The organism is Chitinophaga sp. 01L420 (assembly GCF_056399985.1).
Genome location: NZ_JBFTSK010000004.1, coordinates 198085 through 223984, shown reverse-complemented (window position 1 = coordinate 223984; position 25900 = coordinate 198085). Strand labels below are relative to the sequence as shown.

General features: G+C 45.2%; 17 protein-coding genes. 2 read left to right on the top strand and 15 right to left on the bottom strand.

The features are described from left to right. Nucleotides 1-18: 18 nt before the first annotated feature. Nucleotides 19-1173: an MFS transporter gene (locus AC1DP6_RS06200; protein WP_477054046.1), complete on the top strand. Its 1155-nt coding sequence runs from the start codon at nt 19-21 to the stop codon at nt 1171-1173. A gap of 116 nt (nt 1174-1289) precedes the next feature. Here AC1DP6_RS06200 and AC1DP6_RS06195 read toward each other — a convergent pair whose 3' ends face one another. Continuing rightward, nucleotides 1290-2105 (bottom strand): tyrosine-protein phosphatase, encoded by an 816-nt coding sequence (locus tag AC1DP6_RS06195; protein ID WP_477054045.1) that lies wholly within the window; start codon nt 2103-2105, stop codon nt 1290-1292. A 29-nt stretch (nt 2106-2134) separates the two neighbouring features. Next, the gene (locus AC1DP6_RS06190) at nt 2135-5011 is read right to left on the bottom strand and encodes a TonB-dependent receptor (protein ID WP_477054044.1); all 2877 of its coding nucleotides are present in this window, start codon (nt 5009-5011) and stop codon (nt 2135-2137) included. A 229-nt stretch (nt 5012-5240) separates the two neighbouring features. Between AC1DP6_RS06190 and AC1DP6_RS06185 the strand changes: the two genes are divergently transcribed. Further along, nucleotides 5241-6374: a helix-turn-helix domain-containing protein gene (locus AC1DP6_RS06185; protein ID WP_477054043.1), complete on the top strand. Its 1134-nt coding sequence runs from the start codon at nt 5241-5243 to the stop codon at nt 6372-6374. A gap of 229 nt (nt 6375-6603) precedes the next feature. On the opposite strand, the gene AC1DP6_RS06180 is transcribed toward AC1DP6_RS06185, so the two are convergent. The 13 genes from AC1DP6_RS06180 to AC1DP6_RS06120 form a co-directional block, all read right to left on the bottom strand. Next, on the bottom strand, nt 6604-6747 hold the full coding sequence (locus AC1DP6_RS06180) for a hypothetical protein (RefSeq protein ID WP_477054042.1): 144 nt from the start codon (nt 6745-6747) through the stop codon (nt 6604-6606). A gap of 73 nt (nt 6748-6820) precedes the next feature. Then, complete coding sequence (locus tag AC1DP6_RS06175; protein ID WP_477054041.1) at nt 6821-8338, bottom strand: right-handed parallel beta-helix repeat-containing protein; 1518 nt, start codon at nt 8336-8338, stop codon at nt 6821-6823. A gap of 76 nt (nt 8339-8414) precedes the next feature. Beyond that, nucleotides 8415-9713 (bottom strand): IPT/TIG domain-containing protein, encoded by a 1299-nt coding sequence (locus AC1DP6_RS06170; RefSeq protein WP_477054040.1) that lies wholly within the window; start codon nt 9711-9713, stop codon nt 8415-8417. A 31-nt stretch (nt 9714-9744) separates the two neighbouring features. Next, the gene (locus tag AC1DP6_RS06165) at nt 9745-11580 is read right to left on the bottom strand and encodes a RagB/SusD family nutrient uptake outer membrane protein (RefSeq protein ID WP_477054039.1); all 1836 of its coding nucleotides are present in this window, start codon (nt 11578-11580) and stop codon (nt 9745-9747) included. 21 nt (nt 11581-11601) lie between these two features. Further along, entirely contained in the window at nt 11602-15057 is a 3456-nt protein-coding gene (locus tag AC1DP6_RS06160; RefSeq protein WP_477054038.1) for a TonB-dependent receptor, read from the bottom strand. A 115-nt stretch (nt 15058-15172) separates the two neighbouring features. Continuing rightward, on the bottom strand, nt 15173-15583 hold the full coding sequence (locus AC1DP6_RS06155; protein ID WP_477054037.1) for a hypothetical protein: 411 nt from the start codon (nt 15581-15583) through the stop codon (nt 15173-15175). Between the two features lie 183 nt (nt 15584-15766). After that, nucleotides 15767-16957, bottom strand: coding sequence for a FecR domain-containing protein (locus tag AC1DP6_RS06150; protein ID WP_477054036.1), 1191 nt, complete (start codon nt 16955-16957; stop codon nt 15767-15769). After that, a complete protein-coding gene (locus AC1DP6_RS06145; RefSeq protein ID WP_477054035.1) occupies nt 16932-17474 on the bottom strand; it encodes an RNA polymerase sigma factor in 543 nt (180 codons plus the stop codon). Before AC1DP6_RS06145 ends, AC1DP6_RS06150 begins: the two co-directional genes overlap by 26 nt. 293 nt (nt 17475-17767) lie before the next feature. Then, the gene (locus AC1DP6_RS06140; RefSeq protein ID WP_477054034.1) at nt 17768-18880 is read right to left on the bottom strand and encodes an acyltransferase family protein; all 1113 of its coding nucleotides are present in this window, start codon (nt 18878-18880) and stop codon (nt 17768-17770) included. A 28-nt stretch (nt 18881-18908) separates the two neighbouring features. After that, a complete protein-coding gene (locus AC1DP6_RS06135) occupies nt 18909-19772 on the bottom strand; it encodes a PKD domain-containing protein (protein ID WP_477054033.1) in 864 nt (287 codons plus the stop codon). 12 nt (nt 19773-19784) lie between these two features. Continuing rightward, nucleotides 19785-21305 (bottom strand): RagB/SusD family nutrient uptake outer membrane protein, encoded by a 1521-nt coding sequence (locus tag AC1DP6_RS06130; protein WP_477054032.1) that lies wholly within the window; start codon nt 21303-21305, stop codon nt 19785-19787. A 10-nt stretch (nt 21306-21315) separates the two neighbouring features. Further along, the gene (locus AC1DP6_RS06125; RefSeq protein ID WP_477054031.1) at nt 21316-24549 is read right to left on the bottom strand and encodes a SusC/RagA family TonB-linked outer membrane protein; all 3234 of its coding nucleotides are present in this window, start codon (nt 24547-24549) and stop codon (nt 21316-21318) included. Between the two features lie 205 nt (nt 24550-24754). Continuing rightward, nucleotides 24755-25882, bottom strand: a complete 1128-nt coding sequence (locus tag AC1DP6_RS06120) for a FecR family protein (protein ID WP_477054030.1) — start codon at nt 25880-25882, stop codon at nt 24755-24757. Between the last annotated feature and the right edge of the window lie 18 nt (nt 25883-25900).

Below are 25900 nucleotides of genomic sequence, written 5' to 3'. Positions count from 1 at the left end.
CAGGTGTGTACGCAGATCATGTTAGCAGATATTCATAACGAAACCGATGCACGGCAATACCGAATCGCCACTTCTGTATTCTTTTTTATTTCCGGATTAGGTTATTCTTCCTGGGCATCCAGGATACCTTCTATCAAGCAACAGTTGCACTTAAATGAAGCACAGCTGGGGGCCGTATTATTTGCCCTGCCCATAGGGCTGATGCTCACCATGCCTGTAACCGGCAAGCTGCTGGGTAACTTCAGCAGTCGGAAGATCATGATGTTTGGCGCCATGGTATTTAATGTGGTACTGAGTTTACCTGGCTTTGCCAACAGCATTGCACAGCTGGCACTGGTATTATTCTGCTTTGGTTCAGCCCGTAATCTGCTGAACCTCTCTATGAATGCCCAGGCAGTGGCAGTGCAGCACCTCTATTCCAGGTCTATCATGACTACCTTTCACGGAATCTGGAGTGTGGCGGGATCTGTGGGAGCGCTCACCGGTTTACTGATGGTGACTATGAACGTAGCACCCTCCTATCATCTCCTGATGGTCAGTGTGCTGCTCCTGGTATTCACGGTTTATTATTACCCCAAAACGTTCCCCGATCAACCGGTAAAAAGTACAGTAAAAAAGCCGGCCTTCTCCCTGCCAGATAAATCATTGCTGAAATATTCGCTGATCTGCTTTGCCTGTATGGCTACCGAAAATACGATGTACGACTGGAGTGGATTGTATTTCCAGAAAGTAGTGGGCACCAGCAACGCTACTGCGGTAGCGGCGTTTGTAATTTATATGGTGGCTATGACCACCGGGCGTTTCATGGGCGATAAACTGGTAAAACGTATAGGGATCAAATCTATCCTCTTATATAGTGGCTGGCTTATCCTCATCGGCTTGCTGCTGGCTATTTTACTGCCTTATCCGGTTACTGCCGGCATAGGATTTATTTTTGCAGGATTAGGGGTTGCCTGCGTGGTGCCGCTGGTATTCAGTCTGGCAGGTAAATCAAAAACCACCAACAGCGGACAAACACTTGCCTCTATTTCCTCCATCGGCTACCTGGGATTCCTGGTAGTGCCGCCACTGATCGGGTTTGTAGCCCAGGCTACCAGTCTACGCCTCTCATTTGCCATTATGGCGATATGCGGACTACTGATTGTGTTGATGGTAAGAAAGCTGGAGGAATAGCGATTTAGCTTTTAGCCATTAGCTTTTAGCTTTTAGTAAATGCAGCGGAATATTAAATGCAGCGAAACGTAAAATGCAGCGGAACAACCAGTGTGTTCCGCTGCATTTAGGAGATATTAGATGCCAGCCGTATATTTTTGTTTCAATATTGCCCGCTCCTTTTCCCCCATTCCTAATTCTTTTTCAAAGAAATTCTCCACTGTTCCGTATTTCGTTTTAATCGCATTAAAGAAACTGTGTAACAGTTCCGGTTTCAGCTCCAGTGCCTTACGGATGGTTTCTACATCCAGGCCGGTGCTCTGCTGCATACCTTTAAACATTTTCGCATTCATCGGCATCAGGTATACATTGCTCGCCGTAAAATCTGCTTCGATGGTGCTTTGTGGCACACCCAACGCATACAGGAATAAGGCGGTAGCCATCCCTGTTCTGTCGCGCCCACCTGTGCAATGATACATAATGGATTCGCTGGCGGGTAAAGTCAGTAACTTCTGAAACAGTGGTTTGTAGCGCGCACCGAGATACTGGGTGTTGCCGTAGAACTTCTCCAGAAAATTACCGCTCTTAATAATCTCTCCCATCTGAGCAGCACCCGGTAAACTATCGCTGCCCGCAGGACACAGCTGATAATCGGTATGTGGCAACAGGTGATCCGGCGCTACCGCCGCCTCTTTTACACCACGAAAATCAATCACAGTATGGATATGTTTCTGTTCCAGCAACAACAAATCCTGGTCTGTTAAATGGATCACATCTGCGGAGCGGAATACTTTTCCCCATACCACCTGCTTGCCATCGGTAGTTTTATATCCACCTACATCGCGGAAATTCACGGTTCCCTGCATGCGTACCACGCGTTGGGCACTGTCTGACAATTGAGCAAAAGCTGCACCTGGCATAGCGATAACCAGCGCCAATATTATTTTCTTCATGTTGTTATTTTTATTTTTTTTGGAGAATATTATTTGATGATGTCCCAACGGATCCCTGCCTGGCCGCGACTACCGTACCATTCTGCAGATGCAATACGGCGCTTATCGCCCAGGTAGGTTTTTAACGGTTCATTGGTGATGTTGTTCAACTCTGCAAACACTTTAATGCTGGCCGTAATGCTTACAGTGGCAGACGCATCTACCGTAAAATTTTTATCTGTCCAGATATAAAAATCTTTTCCCAACTGCTGATTGAGTGTTTCTACTGATGCGCCGCGGTAATTGCCGGCAATACGCACCATTACACCTTTGCGCTCGTAGAACAGGATACTGTTGAAAAGATGTTTGGACTGATTTGGCAAACTGGTCCGATCACTTACTTTGACCCCATTGGTTGTTCTGGGAACATCTACAGCAGAATGTATAAAAGTATAGTTCAGCTCTGCACCAAAGCCACTGAAAAATCCCGGCAGAAAATCAAACCGTTTATTGATACCTGCTTCTAGTCCGGCGAGAGATGCGTTGTTCAGGTTTTTCGCCTGCGCTACCATGTAGTTATTTCCATTCTCTGTATAATAGCTTTTGTCGGCAAAAATGACATTCTTAATTTGTTTGTAAAAAACACCTCCGGAAAGCAAACCTATATTGGAAAAATAGTATTCTCCCATCAGGTCGAAATTATTGGAAAACGTAGGTTGCAGGTCAGGATTACCTTTGGTGATGGTAATGGTAGATCCGGTGTTATCCACTGATTGTCCTGGTGTAAGATCCGTGAAATTAGGGCGGATAAAAGTACGGGTATAGGCTGCACGCAGACTAGCCTGATCGTTGATATTATATTTCAGGTGTAACATTGGTAACAGCGCATTGTAATTATTATTTACTGTTGCTGGTGTTACCGTAGTCACTTTAGGCGTACCTGCGGTAGTGGCTTTGGATCCATGCAGCGTAAACGCGGTATATTCATTTCTTACACCGGCAGTCATTTTCAGTTTATCTGTCAAATCAATTTCCACCATTGCGTAGGCAGCTGCTACGTTTTCTGTGCCTGTGTAAATATTGGTGGCATTGGAAGCGGAGGTATAATTCCCGAATCCGTTTTTGCGCAAAGCCGCGGTATCGTATAAATCAAACAACTGTTGTTTGGTAAGCGGATCCATAATAAAGGAATTGTAATTGCCGCCCATACCTTTAAAGAAGCCACTGCGTCGTGGAAAATCAGTGCGCTGTAGCTGATCCAGCACCAGCAGATCCGGTGATTTGGGGATGCCTAATGCCGCACCGGGCAGGTATACAATGTTGGAACCATACATGCCTGATCTGTCTTTACGCCGGTATTTGGCACCAAACTTCAGATTCACCCGGGAAGATGCATTTACCTTAAAATTCAGCTGGGCTGTTTTATCTTCTTCCTTTGTGTCCAGTTGTGCAATGACCAGTTGCTGCAAGGTCAACTTCGCCGGATCCATTACTTCTGCTGGATTCTTTACACCGGCATCAAAATGCAAGGGATCACCACCTATACCCTGCGGGGAATCAAAGCCCCAGTATCTTTTACCATCGGAAGAAAGATTATTGAAACCACCATTGATCTTTTGCCGGAAGGTGGCAATAGGCAATCCTTTGTTACCATTGGTAGGCGGTGTTTCCAGGAAATATTTGGTGTAGTAGTCGCTCATGGTCCAGTCCATTTTCACCTTGGAAGACAACTGATGTTCACCCCCCAGCTCACCTCCGTTCAATACCGTCTGATAATAGGAATAACGGTAATTGTACTGAAAACGACTGTTGTTATAGTCTACATAAGATTCATATACCGGGCGGATATCATTGAATTTATCCATCAAACCACGCAGGAATATTTTATTGGCCGCATTGAATTTATATTCCAGTCCTATATTACCGCCATACGTTTGCCGTTTGCCCATATAGCGTTTCAGCAATACGGTGCTGATAGATTTCTGCTGTGCCGGATCCGGCAAGCCGGTATTGTACGTTACCTCATAGGCGTCCGTACCCCATTGCCGGTCCCAGATAGCACCGGCAACCATTACGCCGAGTTTGTCTTTGAAGAAGCGATCTCCATAAACCAGGGAAGCATTGTAGGTAGCATTTTTGGAGAAGGTATTATAACCACCGGCGGCGCTTACATTCAGTGTTCTTTTAGCTGGCGCGGTGCGGGTAATAAAGTTAATAGATCCGCCAATCGCATCCCCTTCCATATCTGGCGTAATGGCTTTCGCCACCTGTACGTACTGGATCATTTCAGAAGGAACAGCGTCGAGTACCGAGTTGCGGTTGCCCAATACATTGGCGCTGGGTAATCGGCTACCATTGAACATCGTAGACGTCCAGGCAAATGGCGTACCTCTCACAGTAGCAGCATCTGCTTCGCCATGGTAACGGGCTACTGCCACGCCCTGCACACGTTGTACGGCTTCTGCCGCATTACGGTCCGGTAATTTACCGATAGCATCTGCTGCAATCACCTCCATAATCGCCAGGGAGTTTTTCTTAATGCTCAGCGCCTTTACCTGAGAAGGTGCCATGGTACCGTGTACCAGCACTTCGCCAAGTTTACCTCCTGTAGGTGAGAGTAAAATATTGCCGGCATCGTTGATACCGGATTTTACATGCAGTTCCAGCTTCTTTGTTTCATGACCTATATAAGATACCAGCAAAGTGATTTTACCGGTGGTATGTACATTCAGTGTAAACGATCCGTTAAGATCTGTGGCGGTACCTGATGGGATGCCGGCAGCCTTTACGGAGGCGCCGGGTAAATGTCCTTCCCTGCCATCAATAACCCCTTTGATTGTTTGCGCCTGCACCGTTCCTGCTGTTGCCAGCAATAACGCCAATATACAGTAGCGGGGATGGGATAATTTCATAAAAAGGTGATTCATATGAAGGTAATTTTCAGCAAAAGTGGTGGCTGTGTGTCAATGCGGCGACCGCATGCAACAAGGGGCACCTGTACAGGTATTTATCCGCTTAAACGTACCAACTTTCGTTGAAAACCAATGTATTAACATGTGTTACCAAATCATTACCAAATAGCGTATGGGTATGGCAAAATGCATGGTTTAACATTCCGGTAATATTGCTTTTCTACTTTGGGGGCATATCCAGGCTATGATTTATGTAATTGCTATCGGGGCATTTCAGGCACTTACTGCTGTTGCGTTATTATGCAGCAGCAAATTGCGGAGCAAAGCAGATTTTTTGCTGATACTGCTCCTATGTAGTATTGCTGCACATCTGGCGATTAAATTCTTTATTTACTCCTTTGTGGAAGATGACCATGTGCGAACACAAATGAATACATTCATTGGCTTTTGCTATGGACCGTTATTGTATTTATATGCACGGCGGCAGCAGGATGCCAGCTTTATTCCGGCTTCTCACTGGTATGTATTCCTTCCATTTATTGGGGGCGCAATAGGCTATCTGACAGTGATGTGTGTGCTGGCCTGGTCGGCAGCCGCAGGGCATGCAGTACTGTACTTTTACAATGAATCTACTACCTGGACGATCCTGCTGATGGGCTTTCTTTTTTCGGCGCTGGCGATCCGTATCAGCCGGAAATACCTGGGTGACAAGCCTCAGGAGAAAAAGCTGATCAACAGCATCAGTTACCTGCTGATGAGTATTAGCGCCATTTCACTGGTATTTAAGCTGGGGCAATCAGCTAATATCATTAACGTTCAGCATATTATTATTTGCAGAGACATCGTGTATTCCTTGCTGTTAGTAATTTGTCTCGTTATTATCCGCTACAAATATGTAGGGATCATGGGTACGTCACCTGTAAAAGAAACAGTTGTGGCGGAGATCCCCGTAATAGCTGAAATAGCTGTTATCCGCAAAACACTACTCACTGCCACCGAACATCAGCACATCCTGCAAACGCTGGAAGCACATCTCCATAAAACAAAAATATTTACAGACGCAGAACTGAGCCTGGATAAGCTGGCACAGGGTGCGGGTATCAGCAAATACCATATCTCTGAAGCGTTGAACAGCTATGCGTGCAAATCATTTTATCAGTACATCAATGAATGGCGTATACAGCGGGCCACAGAACAGATCCGGTTTATGAATGAAAAAGCATTGCCGGTAAATATGCTGACACTGGCCTATGATTGCGGCTTTAAAGCCAAATCTTCTTTCAACCAGTATTTTAAAAAGATTACCGGCCTTACACCTACTGAATATAGCAGAAAGCAAAAGGCAGAAAGCAAAAAGCCATTGAAGCAAATGATCTAAGCGGAAAATAATATTTGTTACAGCCATTTGCTTCAACCAGCTGCAGTTTACCCGCAGCAATTTCCCGTCTGCATAAAAAATCAGGCACAACAGAATAGCCGGTTTCTCCACTTAAACAGCGGATGATTACCCGGTGTATGAAATAACAGAAAAGGCTTAAATAAATGAACCCGCCGTAGTAGCGGGTTCAATGACTAAAACAAAACTTGAGCCATTGGGTAACCGGCTATTAGCATACCCAAAAAGTTTCTCCGCAGCTGATAAACCGCGTTGTTGGCAAGGTGCGCTGTTTATCTGTTTCCTGCGGTGCTTTGCTCAAACTTGCCACCGTGATTTTTGTGAGCTTCAGTTTTGAAGTGATTTTCTTTTTCATGATTGTACAGATTATGGTTAATTGAATCTACGCAAAGAACCTATCAATAACAATCACGTAAAAAGGGGATTTATTATTGTTGTGCCCCCTTACTGATCTGATTATTTACAATCCGGGCTTTGCCGTCTATATCCAGGCTCCCATTCACTTCTGCCGAAATCACCACCCCTGTATTTTTCGCAGGGGAATTTGCGGAAATATGCAGATCAGGTAACGTAGTACTGATCAGCAAAGGATCTGCGCCATATACGGAACTGGCATCTGCACCGGAAGCTGCTTTCCACGCTGCAAAATCTGTAATCACATTGTCTTTCGTACTTCCCCAGATCCATTGCGGTGTGCCGGTGGTATAAAAAAGGTTATTGTCTATCACATTGCCGGAACCGGTGTTGGTATACTTATGTATAAATATATCTACCGGTCTCGCATATACGATATTATTTTTGATCACATTGTCAAAGCATGATTCTGTCAACCTGATCTCTCCTTCAATTTCACCAAAGGCGCCCACTTCTTTATTATTAAACAGCAGCGTGTTGTTCACCACATAGCAGTTACGGGTACCACCGGAAGTGTAGCCCAGGTAACCACCCAGATAAATACCGGTGCGCCAGCAGTTAAACACAAAGTTATTTCTGACAATGCAGTTGCTGGTAGGGTAGGCATCGTTTTCGCTTACAATCCCAATACCGCGATCGGCTTCATGTATGCGATTTCTCTCTACGGTAATATTCCTGGCTCCGTCTACATAAATAGCAATGGCGCCATGTCCGTGGGTACCGCCTACAGGACCACGCGTCATATCAATGTTATACAATTCATTGTCGCTGATCACACCGTTGCGGGCGTAATTAAAAGCAGGGTTGGTGTTGGCGGCATAACCACCTGCTGCATCAATACCGATATTTTCTGTATTGTAGATGGTATTTCTGCGGATGGTAAAGCCATCTACATATCCGTTGATGGTAAGGTTCTCGCTGTAGCCCGTTTTGGTATCATGGATGATATTATCTTCTACCAGGATATTCTTCATCACGTCAGGGGTATTGCCAATGATTTCTATGCCATGACCACTTCTCCCCTGAGAAGGATCCACATTATGTTCGATGTTATAAATTTTATTTTTACGGATAATGATATTGCCTGATCCTGCGTTGGCGGTGATCCCATTTACGCTTGCCCAGGATACGCTGCTCTTTAGGTTACAGATATCAAAACCCTCCAGCACTACGTAGCTGACGTTACTGATGGTAACGAGGGCTTCCTGACCGGAAACTGTCAGTCCTGTGCCATCAATAACAGCTTTTTCACCGGCGTATGCTTTTAATGTAATTAGTTTTTCGAGCCGGCCCGCTTTGGGGAAAGATACTTTTTCGTAATAATTACCTGCTCTCACAATAACGCTGTCGCCCGGGATCGCCTTTGTTAAAGCGCTGTTGATACTACGCATGGGTGTACCGATAGCGCCATTTGCGGCATCATTACCGGTAACAGACACATAATAGGTATGTGTTTTTGCAGTTACAACGGGTTCGGTTGTACTGCCTTTACTACAAGCACCTGCAAGGAATGCCAATAAGAAAATATACATGTTCCTGTTTAACATAGTTATTAAAGTATAAGGCGGCAATACGATGTATTGCCGCCCCGGGTTCGCATTTAGATTATTATTCTGTAACTATCTTTCTTACCCTGTTATTATTCTTATCCAACACATACACGATACCTTTTTTATCCACCGCCACACCCATAGGTGCATTGAAAGAGGCGGCTTCTCCGATAGCATCTGCAAAACCAGCTTTGCCGTTACCGGCATAGGTAATTACATCCCAGGTATTAGCGGAGATAAAACGGATACTTTCATCCACATTAGCACCATAACTACCGTTGCCTGCTACATAAATATTCCCACTGCCATCAACTGCTACGCCCCATGGATTGGCAAACCGTGCCGCTGAGCCAATACCATTTACAAAGCCAGGAACTCCGGTGGCGCCAGCAATCACACTACGAGCCCAGGTACCTGCTTTAAACTGAAGAATGGTTTGATCTCCGTAGGCGGATACGTAAAGATTACCCGCTTTATCGAAATTCATACCACCAGGATTATTAATGCCACTGATAATCTCCTGGCTGCTGCCATCCGGCTTCATTTCGATGACGTTTCCTGCACCAACACTGGAATAGTATACTTTCCCGGTTGTTTTATCTACCGCTATATTCCACGCTTCTGCAATGGCATTTCCCAGTGTGGTGGTAGTCCCATCCGGTGTAATTTTACGAATAGCTCTTCCCGGATCCGCTACATATACATTTCCTGCGGCATCAGTAGCTACCCCGTATGGAATCCCAAAACGTGCTGTCGGTCCTTTTCCATCGTCAGTACCCGTGCTGCCCGGAAAGCCAGCCAGCACACTCACGTTGCCTACACTATCGATTTTACGGATGCAGGCATTACCCGGATCGGCCACGTATACGTTTCCGTTATCGTCTGTTGCCATCCCCATCATTCTGTACCAACCTTCTTTATTAAATGCAAACATCGCATCTGTTCCTGCGCCATCTGCATAACCTGCTTTACCATTACCAGCCAGCGTAGTAACTGTTCTGGTAAAGATGTACCGGAAAGTACTGTCGCTGGTCACCGTGTCATTTCCAATTTTCACTACCACTTTACCGGAGCCACAACGCTTTGGCACCACTACCATAATTTGTTTGGTATTAGCGCCCACAATAGCGCATCGTTTACCATTGATGGTGACACTTATTTCCGAAGTATCTGTAGAAAAATTATTACCCGTAATTAATATTTCGGTGGTGGCTCCGCCCTGTGCCGGAATGAAGTCAGCCACTGAAATGGGTGAACCTGTGGTGTGTTTTAAATCATTGTCTTTTTTACAACCGGCCAATACCGCTGTCATCAAAAAACAACCCGTCAATATATATGAATTCAGTGACCTGATCATAGCAGTTAATTAAGATTGAATAAATAAAAGATTACCAGCCCGGGTTCTGCATTAATGATCTGTCTCTTTCCAGGTCACCCTGGGTGATCGGAAACAGGTACATTTTGTTATTCCAAACCCTTCTCTGGAAAACAGTGCGCTTATAATAACCGGTGAAAGAAAATCCAAGGTCATTGTCATTGGCATTTACATCCATGCCATAGATCACCTGGTTTTCAGGATTGCCGAGCATTTTCCTCCGCAGCAGTGTAAACGTGCGATCACTTTCGAAGCACAGCTCTACCTGTCTTTCTCTCAGGATAATTTTCCGCATCTGGTCTTTATTGCCTAAAGCGCCGGGATAAACGTCTTCTATGCCGGGTAGTCTGGCTCTTTTCCTTACCATGTTCAGGTAAGTCACGATGTCAGCATTGCCAGGATCGTACTCATTCAATGCTTCCACATAATCCAGCAATACTTCTGCATAACGGATAAGGATATACGGCCCGCGGTATGCGGTGTTATCAAGGCGGATATTATCATTCGGACTAATTCTTTTCAGTGGCAGGTAGCCGGTAATATTGCTGCTCGCCATCGCTCTCTGCCCGGATTTACCGGTATAGTAAAACTCTTGTCTGCCTGTACCATTTATATTGTTGGTGGAAGAGTAATAGTTTTTGTCATCTACTGTTACTGCTGGTAATACCGGACGTCCGTTATAAGCGATGTAGGCATAGAACCGCGGCTCTCTTTTCACATACATGTTCCAGTCTCCCTGCTTGTAATCCCAGTCATGCGTACCATTGTCAGGTGAAAATCCTGTTTCCACATATCCCGAAGCCGGATCATCAATGGTACGGCCGTTATCCATGGAAAAAGCGTCTACCACGTTCTGTGTAGCATTATACATGTTATAACCACCTGGTCCGGGAGAGGCACATTTGGTGAATCCCCAGCGGCTCCAGTCGAGACTGGCCAGGATGATTTCATCATTCCAGGACGTAAGGAACAGGTCACGAACGGAAAGGTAGGGATCCACATTACCATTTTTATCCGTGGCGGTATACAGTTTATAACGTGACGAGTCGATGATATCTTTTGCTGCTTTCGCGGCAATCCTCCATTTATTGGGATCTGCTGAAACTGGTGCCAGTGCAGTTCCATCCAGATTTTTGAAGTTGCTGAAATCAGGATTACCATTCCATAAAGGACTGGCGGCCAGTTGCGCTGCTTTCTCTTTAATGGCCATGCAGGCGCCTTTGGTGATTCTGCCGAGGTTACCAGAAGAACTCCACGCAGAAGGCAATCCTGCTGCAGATTGATCCATCAGGCTATTGATATTGGTCACACAGGCATCGAAAGGTGCACGGGAAAATTTACTGTAATCTTCATCCTGTCCCAGCAGACCGGGTACAATTACATAGGGGCCATATTTTCTTAGCAGCAACCAATAAAAATAACCGCGCAGAAAATAGTTTTCTGCTTTGTACTGCTTTTTTAAATCCTGGCTTAGCTGTATTTCCGGTACCTTATCAATATTCTGCTCAAAGATGAAAGTCTTCCGAATGAAGGAATACTGCGTCCCCCAGTTATCCCAGGGTGAATTAGAGGGATCCCAGTTGCCCGATACCATGTTTCTTACAGCAACGGTAGGAATGGCGCATGAGGATTCGTCCGAAAAGCCAAGGGTAGCCCAATCGCCACCATCCGGACCACGCAGGCCGGTGTAAATATTATTCAGATAGGCTTCTGCGTTAGCTTTTGTTTGCCAAATCTGGTCTTCTGTTAACAGGTTATCCGGTTTCTTATCCAGGTATTTGCTGCAGGATACCAGGCTAATGGAGATAATACCACAAAAGAAGAGAAACAGGTATTTATATCTGGTCATAACATGATCTTTTTTGCTTGATTAGAATTGCGCTCTCACGCCAATGGTCACTGTTTTCGGATAAGGATACTTGGCTGAGTTATTACCCAGTTCAGGATCCCATAATTTAAACTTCGTGAAAGTGAGGAGGTTGGTAGCTGCACCATACACCTGCAAGCTGCTGATACCTCTGCGCTTCATCTGAGGCGTAATAAAAGAGTAGCTGAGGGAGGCCTGTCTGAGACGCATAAAACTGCCGTTTTTCATCCACCAAGTACTGTTTACATAGTTATTGTCGCTGGTACTTGCCTGTGTTAATCTTGGATAATGCACATTCTGGCTCGGATTATCAGGTGTCCACCTGTTCAGCATGTCTGTAATGCCGTTAGCCGGATACTGACCCATCCCTGCAAAAGGTACCACACCTACACCAGCCGCACCGTCCTGGTCATGGGATATATCTGCTCCGTTTGCCATGATGCTTACATCCGCCACACCGGCGAAAACAGCGGACAACTCAAAGTTTTTATATCCTACATTAAATCCATAACCATATGACCATACCGGGAAGTATGACTTGCCAAGATAAGTTTGATCGTTAGCATCTATTTTTCCATCACCGCTTAAATCAGCATACTTTATATCACCAGGATATACCTTTCTTGTTTGCGTAGGACTTTTATCTACATCCGTTTGATCTACAAACAATCCCAGGCTCTGATACCCGTAAAACTCACCAAAGCTATGGCCTTCCAGCTGTTGATAAGGGAAGATCGCTTTAGGCCTGTCGGCATACAGGATCTTGTTTTTAGCGTAGGTAATGTTACCAAATACGCGGAAAGTAATGTCTTTGCCGATGCGATCGGAATACTCTACACTTCCATCGATACCTTTATTTTCCAGTTCCCCAAGGTTACCATAGATATTAATGCCACTATAACCACCAATAGACGAAATAGAGCTACGTTGCACCAGGATGGAAGTTCTTTTATCGCGGAACGCATCCACCACCACATTCAGTTTATTCCAGAATCCCAGTTCCAGGCCAATATTTGTTTTAGCTGATTTTTCCCAGGTAAGATTCTGTGTACCAATTACAGTAGCGGCGATACCGCCATAATAAGTAGGAGTGCCAGAACCACCAAAAGAGGTGCCGTTAGCACCTTCCAGATAGGTCAGATAACCAAAACGGTCGGCTCCATTTCCATTTCCAATCAGGTCATTACCTGTCATACCATAAGAGCCTCTGATCTTAAGCAGACTGATTGTTTTGGTCAATGGCTGGAAAAAATCTTCCTTTGAAATGACCCATCCTATGGATGCTGCCGGGAAATATCCCCATCTTTTTCCTTTCTCAAAATTTTCAGAACCGGTAGCACCCATATTCACTTCCGCCAGATATTTATCCATATACGAATAAGTAACCCTGGCCGCAGCATTCTGACTGCGGAAAGGAATGGATCTTTTCAGATTATCGGCAGATCCTATTAACCTGTTCCGGAGTGCTCCTACCACCAGCGCACCTATGTTATGTTTACCAAAGCTACGATCGTAATTAACGGTACCTTCCAGGTACATCATGCGTTCTCCCTGAGAGGAGGAACTATAATAGAGATAGGTATCGCCTGTACGGGTACGCTCAAAATTCAGGCTACCATCTTCGTTCCTTCTATCGGCATACCAGAGATCATTTGCTCCACTCCGGCGGTTATCAAATTCACCATAGGTATCAAAAGAAAATTTTCCGTTGGCACTCAAGCCAGGTGTAATAGCATCCAGTTTTTGATTAAGACTTAACACGGATTGCACAGAAGGTCTGAACTCTGTGGCATATCCGGAATTTTGTACCAGGTTAAAGGGATTGGTACCTCCATTATTTCTGGGACCAGCCCATTTATTACCGGGGTATTGAACAGGGAATGAAATAGGATTAGTGCCATAGGCAGAGTACCAGATGGCGCCGGCAGAGTTGCCGGGATAGCGGCTGTTCACCAGCATCGAAGCAAGGTTGAGGGAAAGAACGGTTGTTTTGGTGACATTCAGATCTACATTGCTTCTGAAATCGTATCTCTTAAAATTAAGGTTGGGATTATATTTTTCTTTAGATACATTATATTGACCATCCTGGTTGTAAAAGGACATGGAAACATAATAACGCATGGCTTCTCCACCACCGCTGACGTTTACATTGGCATTGGTCATGGATGCCCATTTCTTGTAAATTGTATTGAGCCAGTCTACATTCGGATACAAATAAGGATCCAGTCCGCTTTCTGTTTTCCTGATTACTTCATCAGAATAAGTTGCTTTATTCCCCATATTCACCTGCGCTTCATTATACAGCTTCATATAGGTAACTCCATCCAGCATCTTAGGTAATTGCGTTAAACCACTGAGACCAGTTTCTGCTTTAGCGGATACTTTGGGTTTACCAGCAACACCTCTTTTGGTAGTAATGATCAGTACACCATTAGCGCCTTTGGCGCCATATACCGCTGTAGCAGATGCATCTTTCAACAGGGAAATGCTCTGAATATCTTCGGGATCAATATTATTAAAAGCCCCACCATAGGTGCTGTTTACATCTTCTCTTTGCACCCCGTCTACAATAACCAGCGGAGAGGTGCTACCTGTAAAACTTCCGATCCCACGAATGGTAAAGTTAGGATTGTCGTAGCCTGGTTCGCCACCCCCGCTCTGCATGGAAATCACACCGGCTACTTTTCCCACCAGTGCATTCGTTAAAGAACGAACCGGTGTTTTCATATCCGCCATGTTTACAGACGCCACGGAACCCGTAACCGTTACCTTTTTCTGCGCGCCGAATCCCACTACCACTACTTCATTCAGCTCATCTACTTTCGCAGCCAAACTGATTTTCAGTGTTTTCTGGCTACTCACCCGAACTTCTTCCGGCTTCATACCCATCATCGCAATTTTCAGGACATCATCTTTGGTGGCATTAATGGAAAAAACACCCATTACATCGGTAACGGTGCCTTTCTTTGAATCTTTTACGGAAATAGTGGCGCCGGGTAAGGGATTACCATCGGCGTCCATTACAAGTCCCCGGATAAGCCACTCTGCCTGTTTTTCCGTTGGAGCAGAAGCTGGTGCTGCAGAAACAGATTCCTGCGGCGCTGCTTTCTTATCCAATACAATGCGGTTCCGCTGTACAACATAGCTGATGTTTTTACTTTTGAAGATAAAGTTCAGTACATCATCCAGTTTGGCTTGTTGAAAATTGAGTGAAATTTTTTCCCCATCATTCAGCAACTGATTGCTGTACACCAGCGTGAGACCAGTTTGCTTTTTAATGGCACGGAATACCTGCAGCAGCGATACATCATTTCCTGTAACAGTAACAATAGACTGTAATGAAGGCGTTGGAGTTTGTGCCTGCACAGTGAAAAATGAAGTACATACAAGGCCGCATAGCACCAGTAAGCGTACCACTCTTCGCATAGCCAGTTGGCAGTGGCGTATACTTTTTCTCATTCGGGAATTGTTTACAAGTTAAAACGATTATACAGCAAATGGCATTTACAAATGCTTATCAATAGAACTACATCGATTTTGCAAAAACGGGTGACAGGCAGAGTGGACTTTTTTTTTAATAAGTATACCCTTCGTAGGTGATGTTCACGGCAGTACCTGAACCTGGCCAGATAAACTTGGTGTACCAGTTACCTTCACTGGTAATTCTTTGCTCTACTCCCGGCTGTACAGGCAATCCGTAAAACGTAACGGTATGCGAGCCGTAATAATAAGCTGTTTTGGTATCCGACTGGAACTGTACCTGCACATCACCGGTGAAAACAGATACCCAGTTCATGGTCACCACCAGGCTTAATGCCGGATACGGATTAAACACGATGCTGGCTACTTTAGCAGATGGACTAAAATGCCGTACAGCAGCTGGTTGCAGGTGGCGACTGCGGTCACTGGCAGCCGCTTTTACGGTGTTAACAGACTGCCATCCTATCATCAGGAATAGCACAGGAAGTACAATGAACTTTTTCATGTTCGTTCAATTTTAGATTTACGGGTGAGGAAATACGAATTGAGAACAACAGTTGAAAAGCCCATCTCTGTTTTTACAAAGTATACGGGAAAACAGCATACTTACATGCACGAATGCTTTTCAGTATAACTACTCGTTTTCGGAAAAACGGGTGACAATCTTATGGAGTTATATGGAGAATATTTACTTCAGAATAATTTCACTGCCGGACAATTGATAGTCGACATGCGCAGTGGTTTTAAGATCAGATAAAAAATCATCTAACCTATTCCGGTCCATCAATCCTGTAACGGATTTGCCGGCAAATTTATCTTTATCCATGACGAAGTGCATCCCATAGAAACGGGCGGCTTCCTGTATAAGCGAAACCAGTGGCATCCGGTGATAGTAGTATACCCCGTTGCGCCAGGACAATACCTCTTCTTCATCGAAATGACTGGTGGTAAATCCTTTATCTGTGCCGTAGTCGGCTTGTACACCAGGTTGCAGGGTTTGTTTTTCCGTTCCCTTGCCATGGGCGATCACGCTACCTGATACCAGCGAAGTTTTCACAGTGCCGGCCTGATAAGTATTAATATTAAAAGCAGTACCCAATACCTGCACACTGTTCAATGCAGTATGCACGATAAAAGGACGCTGTGCATCCTTTGCTACATTAAAATAAGCTTCTCCTGCTACATATACTTCCCTTGAAGACTTCCCGAAACGGAAAGGGAAACGTAAACGGGTAGCGGCATTCAGCCATACCTCTGTGCCATCGGACAGGGTTAATTTATAACTTTCTCCCGCAGGTACATCCAGTGTATTTTGTACGGTATCTGAAGAGGTATATTGTAAAGCGCCGTTGCTGGTATTCAGCGTGGCATTATTTAAAGCGATTGTTTTGGTGCCGCTATCTTTACTCAGCTCAATAGCTTCTCCATGGCTCGTCAGTAGTCGCACCGGCTTTTTTTGTTGCTGCTGCACGGCGGCAGCAGAATAGTATACCCGGGTAGTTTTATAACGAGTAAAAAAGACAAGAATACTGCTACCCAGTAACAGCGTCACTGCTGCAGCAATCATTATTTTTTTCAGCGTCACTACTTTGGTGGATACAGGATCTTTTCTTTGTTCCCTGATGGCATTCAGCATGGCATCTGAACTAATACGTTGCACGTAGCCGCTGGCATTTATGCTTTCATCTTCCTTCACCAGCAAATCCCACTGAGCTTTAAATGCAGGATCCTGTTGCAGTTGCTGCTGCACATAGCTTTCCTCTTCTGCAGAGAGTGTACCCGACAAACGTTCTATATATAATTCAAATATTTTTTCCGCTGCTACTTCCATGATTGTTAACAAAAAACGCGGGCTAATACCCTTTATTAATGATTGCATGACGTAACACTTTCAGCCCCCGCTTTAAATGAGTTTTGAAAGAATTGATACTGATGCCCATCTCATCTGCCGCTTCCTGATATCGCTTACCCTGTATATACACCATTTCTATAGCCGATCTTTTTTGGATGGCCATATCATTTATAGTCGTCAATACCTGTTTATAATAATCTGGTGAAGTCTCCGGGATGCCTATACAAGTTTCTTCCTGCAACTGGGAAAATGCAGCCTGTTTCTGCCGTTCCGCCTTTTGCTTTTTCAGCAGTGTCAGACAACGGTTTTTAATTGCCTGATGCAGGTATCCTTTGATATCACCATTGAATTGAAGATATAACTTTCTGTCCCAAATATCCAGGAAGAAAGTTTGTACAAGATCATTTGCTTCCGCTTCATTGCGYAGGAACCAATAAGCATTCACACAAAGCAGCTTATGATACTTCATAAATAAAGCATCGTACGCGGTGGCATCTCCGTCCTTTAACCGTTCAACCAATTCTATGTCTGAAGGATGATTCATTTAACAAGACAGCCTTATTAGTGATAATACTTTACAGGTGACATAAACACATAACTATTCTTATTGCTGTATGCAGACAGCTGGTTACCGATTCTGATGATTATAAATGATATTGGAAGAAATCTACTTCTTCCATTGTTCAACTGCTGTTACTAAAGATTTTGGCTAAATGACTTCTAAATTGAAATCAAGGTAAATAATAAAATTGTAAAAACATAAGGGTATGTTAAAAAAAGTAAAAGCCCCGGCAAAGTATGCCGGAGCTTTTTTTCACAGGGGTTTCAGTAGACAGCTTATAACTTAAAGAAGATTTTTTTCTTATATAACCAGTAGCACAGTCCCCATTCCAGTGCAAGCGCAGCAAAGGCGGAAATGATTTCCTGTATACTTTCCGGTACCCCCACCATTCCGGTGAAGCCTTTTACAAAAATACCAGTGGCTCCATTGACCCATTGTACACCTACTGTTTCGAAAAAGAGGTAAATAAAAATAGCGTTCATCCCTACTACCGTGGCCAACCAGGCATACCGCACATTTTGCTTTACATCTATGATCCAGTACAGCAATGCCAGTAATAACATCACCCAGCCTCCTGACGCCAGTGTAAAAGACGAAGTGGCTATTCGTTTAATAATAGGGGTGATACCCGTCCAATCCAGCCCAAAACCGGCAATTAGTCCTATTACTCCGGCTACCAGCAGTATTTTAATTTTCCCGGCAGATGACCGGCTGCTGATGAGTAACTTCCCCGCCAGTACTCCCCATATGGTATGCGCCGCAGTAGGTAAAAAATTAATGGTGACCCAACCGCCGCCATCATTTAATTTCCCCATCAGCACCATATCCATAAAAGATCCAAAATTATGATCCTGCACAAATGGCTGTTCATAACCAGGTACCAGTATAAAACGATAAAGCAGGTCGGTGGCCAGTAATAATAACAGACTTACCCCCAGCTGGAAACCATAGGAACGGCGTATGATCAGGTAAGCAATGAGGGTAGTAACGGATAGTTGTGTAAGCACATTCCATAGCTCCCATACTAACCTTCCTGCATATACGCAATGGAGGGCAGTACCAAATATAAACAACTTTAAACAACGAATTGCAATATGCCGGAAGTTTTGTGACCAGGTAACGCCCTTTTGTGTTTTATAATAATAAGAGATGTACATGGCAGATCCAGCCATGGTCATAAACGCCGGCTGTACCAGATCCCAGGCCCTCAGGCCATTCCAGGGATGATGAAAAAACTGTTCTGTCAAAATACCGGCTATGCCGGCGGGATGCAACTGCGCTATCGACTCATATATGCGGGCACTTTCTCCGGCCAGGAGAATCATGATAATTCCACGCATCACATCCAGGGAAATCAGTCGTTGGTTGACATTGGTTGTACTGTTCATTGTCCTGATTGTAGGCTTAAATTAATAATTATTCCGGCATATTTAATAAAAAAGATGGAGCGCCTTCGTCAGGAATAGTGCCCAACTGTGTTCCCCAATCGCTGGTAGTGGCCACCATGCCCAATCGTATAGCCGTACCCGTAAATCCTTTTATTTTTGACCGGTCCAGTTTTCCTTCAAAACGAAGTACTCCACCAGCCTCCGATACCGTACCTATTGTAAAGAAATCAGTGCCGGATTGCGGATCAAAGTTGAACCCGGCTTGTGCCCCGCTATGATAATACATCGCCATAGGTATAGCCGGCGCCTTCAATAACCACTGTCCTTCCAGCAACACATCATATGCTCCGCCAGTGAAAAGTGACGTCAGATAGCCGGTACCTGCATTATTATCGCTGTCGATATAAACATCGAAGATCACCCCATCCGATTGCTTACCCGTCATCTCCCCATAGAAGTATACGTACTGTCCATCATAATCAAATTTGGCCTTTTTAAATACCCCTCCTTTCGGACCAGCCACCATCATGCTCTGGCTGATAGTATCCCAATCAGCCAGACTGTTATCCGTCAGTTTCACCGGCGATGTTTTGGAGATCCTTATTACCGTTGACCCTTCGGCGGTCACTCCATCTCCCGAAGTAGCATACAGGGTAGGTACATACTTGCCTTTACCTTTATAGGTATGCACCGGGCTTTGATCAGTAGCAGTGGTACCGTCACCAAAATCCCATTTCCAGGACGTAGCGCCGGTAGTGGTATTATTAAACGTTACCTTATTACCATCTACGTCAATGGTGTATACGACCACTGGTGCAGGTTTCACATCATCTTTCTTACAGGCGGATGCTGCACAGAGCAGCAATAATATATATAGCAGTTGCTTTTGCATGTTCAGGGAGTTTTAAGGATTCTGGATGCACAGTTTATTCGTTTCTACTTCATCAATCGGGATGTAATAGATGATCTTGGAATTATCCGGCTGTATCAGCATGTTAGGATAACCGGAAGGATTCTTAGCCGGGTTGATATCCGACTGTTTCAGTCCGGGTAAATGATAGCCCCAGTAAGTTCTGTTCATCGGTCTTTTATTCCGATAGAGGTCATAACTCCGGTGGCCTTCAAATGCCAGCTCCAGCCTTCTTTCCTTTAATACAATATCCAGCGCTGATTTACCGGCAGGCAATTGCCGGTGATACAACGCATTGGCCAAACCACGGTTGTTGCGGATCATATCCACATCATCCAGTGCGGCACCGGTGTTACCCGCTTTGGCATTCGCCTCTGCCCTGTTCAGGTACAATTCCGCCAGCCGGAACATAATCGGAGAACTCAGCGTAGGGCGTCTATCCTGCCCGGAGAATTTGGAGATATAATAAATGTCTATGCCATTCTTCTGCTGTAATACACCATTGTCATCCTTTAAAGGCACAATATATTTCCAGCGTACATCTTCCGGATTAGCCGACATGGTATCTCTCAGGGAAGCAGAAGCAAACTCCTCTCCCCAGCCGGAATTACCATCAGAATAAATCATGGAGGCAATAGAACCAAATTTGCCGTAGTCATCTGACTCGGCACTAAAGGCCACACAAAAAATAGTTTCGCTACCGGAAATCGCCTTGGCAAACAAATCAGGATAAGTAGCCGCCGTCGTCAGCGAAAAACGGCCGCCCTCAATTACTTTATTGGCAAAATAAGTGGTGCTGTCGTTCACCCCTTCATACAGGTAAGCCCGGGAAAGCAAGGCCCATGCCGCTTCGCGGGAAGCATACTGCGCTCCTCTTGCCTGCGTCATTAAATCCGCTCCCCGCTTCGCATCTGCGATGATCTGTTTATACACTTCCCCTACGGAAGCCCTGGCCTTCTGTGCCGGATCATTGGTGGAAGTACGTAATATAACACCAGGAGCAGCCGGATTTAATGTATACGGCATGGCAAACAACTTCACCAGGTTAAAATGACTGAAGGCACGCATAAAGTAACACTCTCCCAGCAATTGCTGCGTAGTGGCATCAGGGTTAGACAACTTCTCAACGGCTTCTATTACCGTGTTAGCATCGTTGATGATCTTGTAAGAAATATACCAGAAATAACGTGTATTCGTTTGCGTCGGCGAATGATCCAGCGAGAAACTATAAAACAACGGATCTTCTGTTGTTTGTCCGCATACAATATCATCGCTGGCAAAATCAGATAGCTGGAAATACTGACGCAGGTACATGTTATTATCATCGGTCGTACCATTAAAGGGCACGTGATCTTTCAGCAGGGAATAAGCCCCGTTCACGGCATTCTTCAGGCCTTCCGGTGAACCGGTGATCGTTTCTGTTGTTAGTGCATCGCTGGGATTTACATCTTTCATACAGCCGGTTTGCCATAACAACAACGGCAGTAATATCAATATTATAATAGCTGATCTCATGACAGGCAGTTTAGAATCTGAAATTAATGTTGAACAGGTACTGGCGGTTATTCGGATACTTGAAATCCGACACACCAGGCATCACCTGTGATCCGGGCGTGATAGTCGTTTGCGGATCCTGTCCTAAAAAATTAGTGAACGTATGCACATTGTCGGCTGTAAAACCTACAGTAACACCTTCCATCTTTAACCGGCTCACCAAAGCATGCGGCAGTTCATAACTCAAACTGATATTACGCAACGCCAGGAAGCTGCCGTCTTTTAAAAAGCGTGTAGACGTTTGCGTTGAATTCGCTGAATTCTGCGGACTGGGCTCTGTGGCTTCATCTCCCGGCTTACTCCAGGTACTGCTGCCTTTAGGCAGATTCACCTGGTTGTAATAGGGTTCGTTACCATCATTTTCCACAAAACGCAGGTTGTTACTATATACTTTGTTGCCGGAAAGGAAGTAGATATTCACCCCAAGCGAAATACCGTCATAAGTAAAGGTATTGGTCATGCCTCCCTGGAACTTTGGTAAAGCAGATCCCACTTCCTGGTAAGTAGCGCTGGCATAATCGGAGGTAGCTTTCCTGCTGCCATCTTTATTGACTACTTCCCATAACGGTGCACCGGTTTGTTTATCCACCCCTAACCATTTAGGCATGTAAAATTCATAGAGGTTACCACCGTTACGGTAGATCTGTGAAATACTCCAGGTAGATTGTGTATTGATAATATTCGCCGGGAATTTCTGTAGCTTATTCGTATTGAAATTGATATTAAAATCGGTGTTCCAGCGGAACTTACCGGCGCGAACATTCAGGGTACTCAAACCCAGTTCCACCCCATTATTCACCAGCTCTCCCACGTTTTCCCATCTGGTTTCAAAACCAACAGACAGCGGTTGTGATACCTGCAGCAACAGGTTTTTTGTGATGTTGTTGTAGACATCTACGCTCAGGTCTATACGCTTAAACAAGCTGATATCCATTCCACCATTCCACTGGTATTTGCTTTCCCAGGTGAGGTCCGGACTGGGCAGCTGCGAAGGAGTGGCAGCCGATTGCTGATTGTATTTACTGGACAATGAAAACAAGGCCAGGTAACGGGATGACCCGATGTCCTGTGTACCGGTAACACCATAGCTTGCACGGAATTTTACACTATTGAAAACAGCATTGTCTTTCAAAAAATCTTCATTGCTCATTAACCAGGCAGCAGATATAGCCGGGAATGGAGCATAGCGGTTGCTCGAAGGAAAATTGGAGGAACCATCTACACGGAAAGATCCGGTGAGAAAATATTTATCCAGGTAGCTGTAGTTCACCTGTGAGATGAATGATTGTATGATAGCCTCATTTACATTACCATACGCCTGTTGATTACGGGATACCACATTCAGGACCTTTAAGCCCACTGGCAGGCCTTTTCCGGAAGCGCCCAACAGATCGGTATTGCTCCCTTCAAATGCCACACCTGCAAGGCCACTGATGCGATGATTTCCCATATGAAAATCTACTTTCAACAGGTTGTTAGACACATAGCCATAGTTGAGGGTACTCTGTTCATTCAGGAAGCCATCACCATGAAACTGTCCGGCTACCTGCGGTGAATACCAGGTTTTACTTTTGTTATAACCGAGCGACAACCGGTTGGTACTCGCAAAGGTGAGCCAACTGGTGATGCCGATGTTGAGTCCCATATCATAATTCACATCAAAATTTTTATAGGGATGCTCGGAGTTTTGAATGGTATGAATCGGATTTACTTTATCACGCGACCACCATTTGAAAGGAGAGTTGCCATCCACGTAAAGCGCCTTGCTACTGCTGTCGTAGGGGTTATCCCAGGGCATGTTCAGGTACGCGTAATACATGTCGTTATAGTCGTACGTTTTACCGAAATTGCCACTCAGGTTAATGTTGTTGGTAAGACTGATATTTTTGGTGAAATGATAAGTAGAATTGGCTCTTAAATTTATCCGCTGATAATTGGTATTCATAAAAGTACCTTTCTCGTTATAGTAAGAGAGCCCGAGGTAGTAATCTGACTTTTCCGTTTTGCCGCTGGCAGAGAGGTATACATTCGTCATAGGTGCGCGGCGGAACATATCTGTTAACCAGTTATAGTTTTGATTTTTCAATGCCAACGGGCGTTCATTGTAAAATTTGATCAGGTCTATTTTGTAGGAATTATCTGTTGCGCCTGGAATATAATCGCGGTAAAATTCTTTCTGACGCTCATACAATTCACTGCCATTCATCATATCCATGGTGCCGAAATCCGGGGTACGAAAGCCGGTGGTGATCTTCGCCTGGAATTGTGTTTTGCCGGTAGCCGCTCTTTTGGTGGTAATGATGATGACGCCGGCATTGGCCTGGGAGCCGTACATGGCTGTGGCGCCCGCATCTTTCAACACGGTTACAGTAGCAATGTCATTTGGGTCGTAGTTGCCGCCAATGATACCATCTACCACTATCAGTGGGCTTTGGGAGGCATTCACCGAGGAGATACCGCGCATGCGTATTTCGGCGGAGGCGCCGGGTACACCGGAGCTGCTTACCACCTGTAAACCGGCCACCTTGCCCTGCAGCATGGTGCCTACATCGTTGGTGGTCACATCCTTCAGCTTAGTGGCATCTACTACGGTAACGGCACTGGTCAGTTCACTTTTTTTCTTATCGGAGTAGCCCACTACCACTACCTGGTCCAGCTGACTGTTGCTGGCATGGAGTGTTACCTGCATACCTTGTCGGGCGGGCAGTTCCTGTTTATCATAACCGGTAAAAGTGAAGATCAGTATTTCACCCGGATTGGCGGCAACGGTAAATTGCCCGCCACCATTGGTGGCATTGCCCCGGGTGCTCCCTTTTACCATCACCGTAGCGCCGGGCAGCAGTATACCGTCTGCTGCCTTTACGATGCCGGATATTTTACCCAGGGTATCGGCAACAGGTAGTGGTGGCGATGATTTAGGGCGGATCACAAATACACCGTCGTTGATCGTAAAGGTAACCGGTTGATGGAGCAGGCATTGCTCCAGAACGGATTGCACCGAAGCGCTGTTGACCTGCAACGTAACAGGGACGGTATTTTTAAGCGTCGACTCGTTATACACGATTGTGGCGCCGGATTGCAGGATTATTTCTGCAAACACTTTTTGTAACGGCATATTTTTCACAGAGAGGGTAACCTGTTGTGAAAAACTCCTGGCGCTTACATGTAAGCAGGCAATCAGGATCAGCCAGGTGGTCATTTTCATAACCCGCAAAATTTTGGTTAATAAAAGTCCCTTGGGGAGAAATGGTATCTCCTTAAATTTTAAATGCATACTTTTAATAAGGTTTAGAATTCTTAAATGATCTTTTGCTTGATCTTACAGGATGCTGGACTTTGGCCGGGGGTGTGTCAGCACCTCCGGTTTTCCATTGTTCAAAAGTTTACTTCATCTATTTTTTTTACAGGTCTTACGGTAATACAATTACTTTATTTCCATCTATTTTAAAGTGATTTGTTCCGTTTTCTTCCAATACGTGCAATACGGCTGATAAATTAAGATTCCGGCTGATCCCGCCACCATACAGTTCCTTACCGGGTGCGGTATTATATACTATTTCCACATCATACCAGCGGGCTATTTCCCGTAGTATGGTTGGCAGATCCATATTATTAAATACAAACAGCCCGTTTTTCCAGGCCATAATTTTATTAACATCGGCTTCTTTTACCGTGAGCTGATGTCCGGCAAGTGCCAGTACGGCCTGCTGACCAGGGCGCAGGATCTGGTCCTGCACTTTTATTTTCCCATCGAGCAACGTAGCGTTGATGGTAGGTTCATCTGCATAGGCCATCATATCAAAACGGGTTCCCAGCACCACTACTTCCATTTCATTGGCCTGTACTTTAAAGGGCTGACTGGCTTTACCTGCAATTTCAAAATAGGCCTGCCCCTGCAGGATCACTTTTCTGTCGGCACCTCTGAAAGCAGTAGGATAACGGAGAGAGGAGGCGGAGTTCAGCCACACTTTGGTACCATCGGGTAGTATCAGCTGGAATTGTCCTCCACGTGGCACGGTGAGGGTATTGTATACCACTGCTCCACCGGCTTCATCGGCCTGGTAAGAAAGCTGCCCTTTTGTATTTTTAATTATGCTGGCACCACCTTGTTTTCCGAGCGCGCCGTTGGCGGCATCATCCAACGCAATGGTGCTGCCATCTGCCAGGGTAAGCAGGGCCTTTTTATTGGCGGGCTGCACCTCTTTGGCGGGTAGGTTAGTTGCTATTATATTTTTTTTGTGAGATGAAAACCTGAGCTGTAGCCCGGCAATTCCTGCCACTCCTATCAATATAATGACAGAAGCCGCCACGAGGTAACGGCGGTAACGGAGTGGTTTCACCCGTTCCTCCGGCTGCATCACTGGCCGCAACCTGTTAAGTAAACGTTGTTCCAGCAACTGACGGTCTTCTCCCGGCTCCATCGGCAGGGATACTTCACTATCGTCAAAGCTATCGTACCACTCGTGGAGTGCGCTGGCTTCTTCGGGCGTAGTGTTGCCTTTGAGATAACGTTGAATCAGGTCTTTTAAATGCTGCATAATAGTAGAGTACAGAAA

Excerpts from the sequence above, each read along its gene's own strand:
- AC1DP6_RS06180 (WP_477054042.1), bottom strand. The coding sequence starts at position 6,747 with ATGAAAAAGAAAATCACTTCAAAACTGAAGCTCACAAAAATCACGGTG.
- AC1DP6_RS06125 (WP_477054031.1), bottom strand. The coding sequence starts at position 24,549 with ATGAAAATGACCACCTGGCTGATCCTGATTGCCTGCTTACATGTAAGC.
- AC1DP6_RS06190 (WP_477054044.1), bottom strand. The coding sequence starts at position 5,011 with ATGAATCACCTTTTTATGAAATTATCCCATCCCCGCTACTGTATATTG.
- AC1DP6_RS06160 (WP_477054038.1), bottom strand. The coding sequence starts at position 15,057 with ATGAGAAAAAGTATACGCCACTGCCAACTGGCTATGCGAAGAGTGGTA.
- AC1DP6_RS06135 (WP_477054033.1), bottom strand. The coding sequence starts at position 19,772 with ATGCAAAAGCAACTGCTATATATATTATTGCTGCTCTGTGCAGCATCC.
- AC1DP6_RS06170 (WP_477054040.1), bottom strand. The coding sequence starts at position 9,713 with ATGATCAGGTCACTGAATTCATATATATTGACGGGTTGTTTTTTGATG.
- AC1DP6_RS06200 (WP_477054046.1), top strand. The coding sequence starts at position 19 with ATGTTAGCAGATATTCATAACGAAACCGATGCACGGCAATACCGAATC.
- AC1DP6_RS06185 (WP_477054043.1), top strand. The coding sequence starts at position 5,241 with ATGATTTATGTAATTGCTATCGGGGCATTTCAGGCACTTACTGCTGTT.
- AC1DP6_RS06165 (WP_477054039.1), bottom strand. The coding sequence starts at position 11,580 with ATGACCAGATATAAATACCTGTTTCTCTTCTTTTGTGGTATTATCTCC.
- AC1DP6_RS06155 (WP_477054037.1), bottom strand. The coding sequence starts at position 15,583 with ATGAAAAAGTTCATTGTACTTCCTGTGCTATTCCTGATGATAGGATGG.
- AC1DP6_RS06150 (WP_477054036.1), bottom strand. The coding sequence starts at position 16,957 with ATGCAATCATTAATAAAGGGTATTAGCCCGCGTTTTTTGTTAACAATC.
- AC1DP6_RS06175 (WP_477054041.1), bottom strand. The coding sequence starts at position 8,338 with ATGTATATTTTCTTATTGGCATTCCTTGCAGGTGCTTGTAGTAAAGGC.
- AC1DP6_RS06195 (WP_477054045.1), bottom strand. The coding sequence starts at position 2,105 with ATGAAGAAAATAATATTGGCGCTGGTTATCGCTATGCCAGGTGCAGCT.
- AC1DP6_RS06120 (WP_477054030.1), bottom strand. The coding sequence starts at position 25,882 with ATGCAGCATTTAAAAGACCTGATTCAACGTTATCTCAAAGGCAACACT.
- AC1DP6_RS06130 (WP_477054032.1), bottom strand. The coding sequence starts at position 21,305 with ATGAGATCAGCTATTATAATATTGATATTACTGCCGTTGTTGTTATGG.
- AC1DP6_RS06140 (WP_477054034.1), bottom strand. The coding sequence starts at position 18,880 with ATGAACAGTACAACCAATGTCAACCAACGACTGATTTCCCTGGATGTG.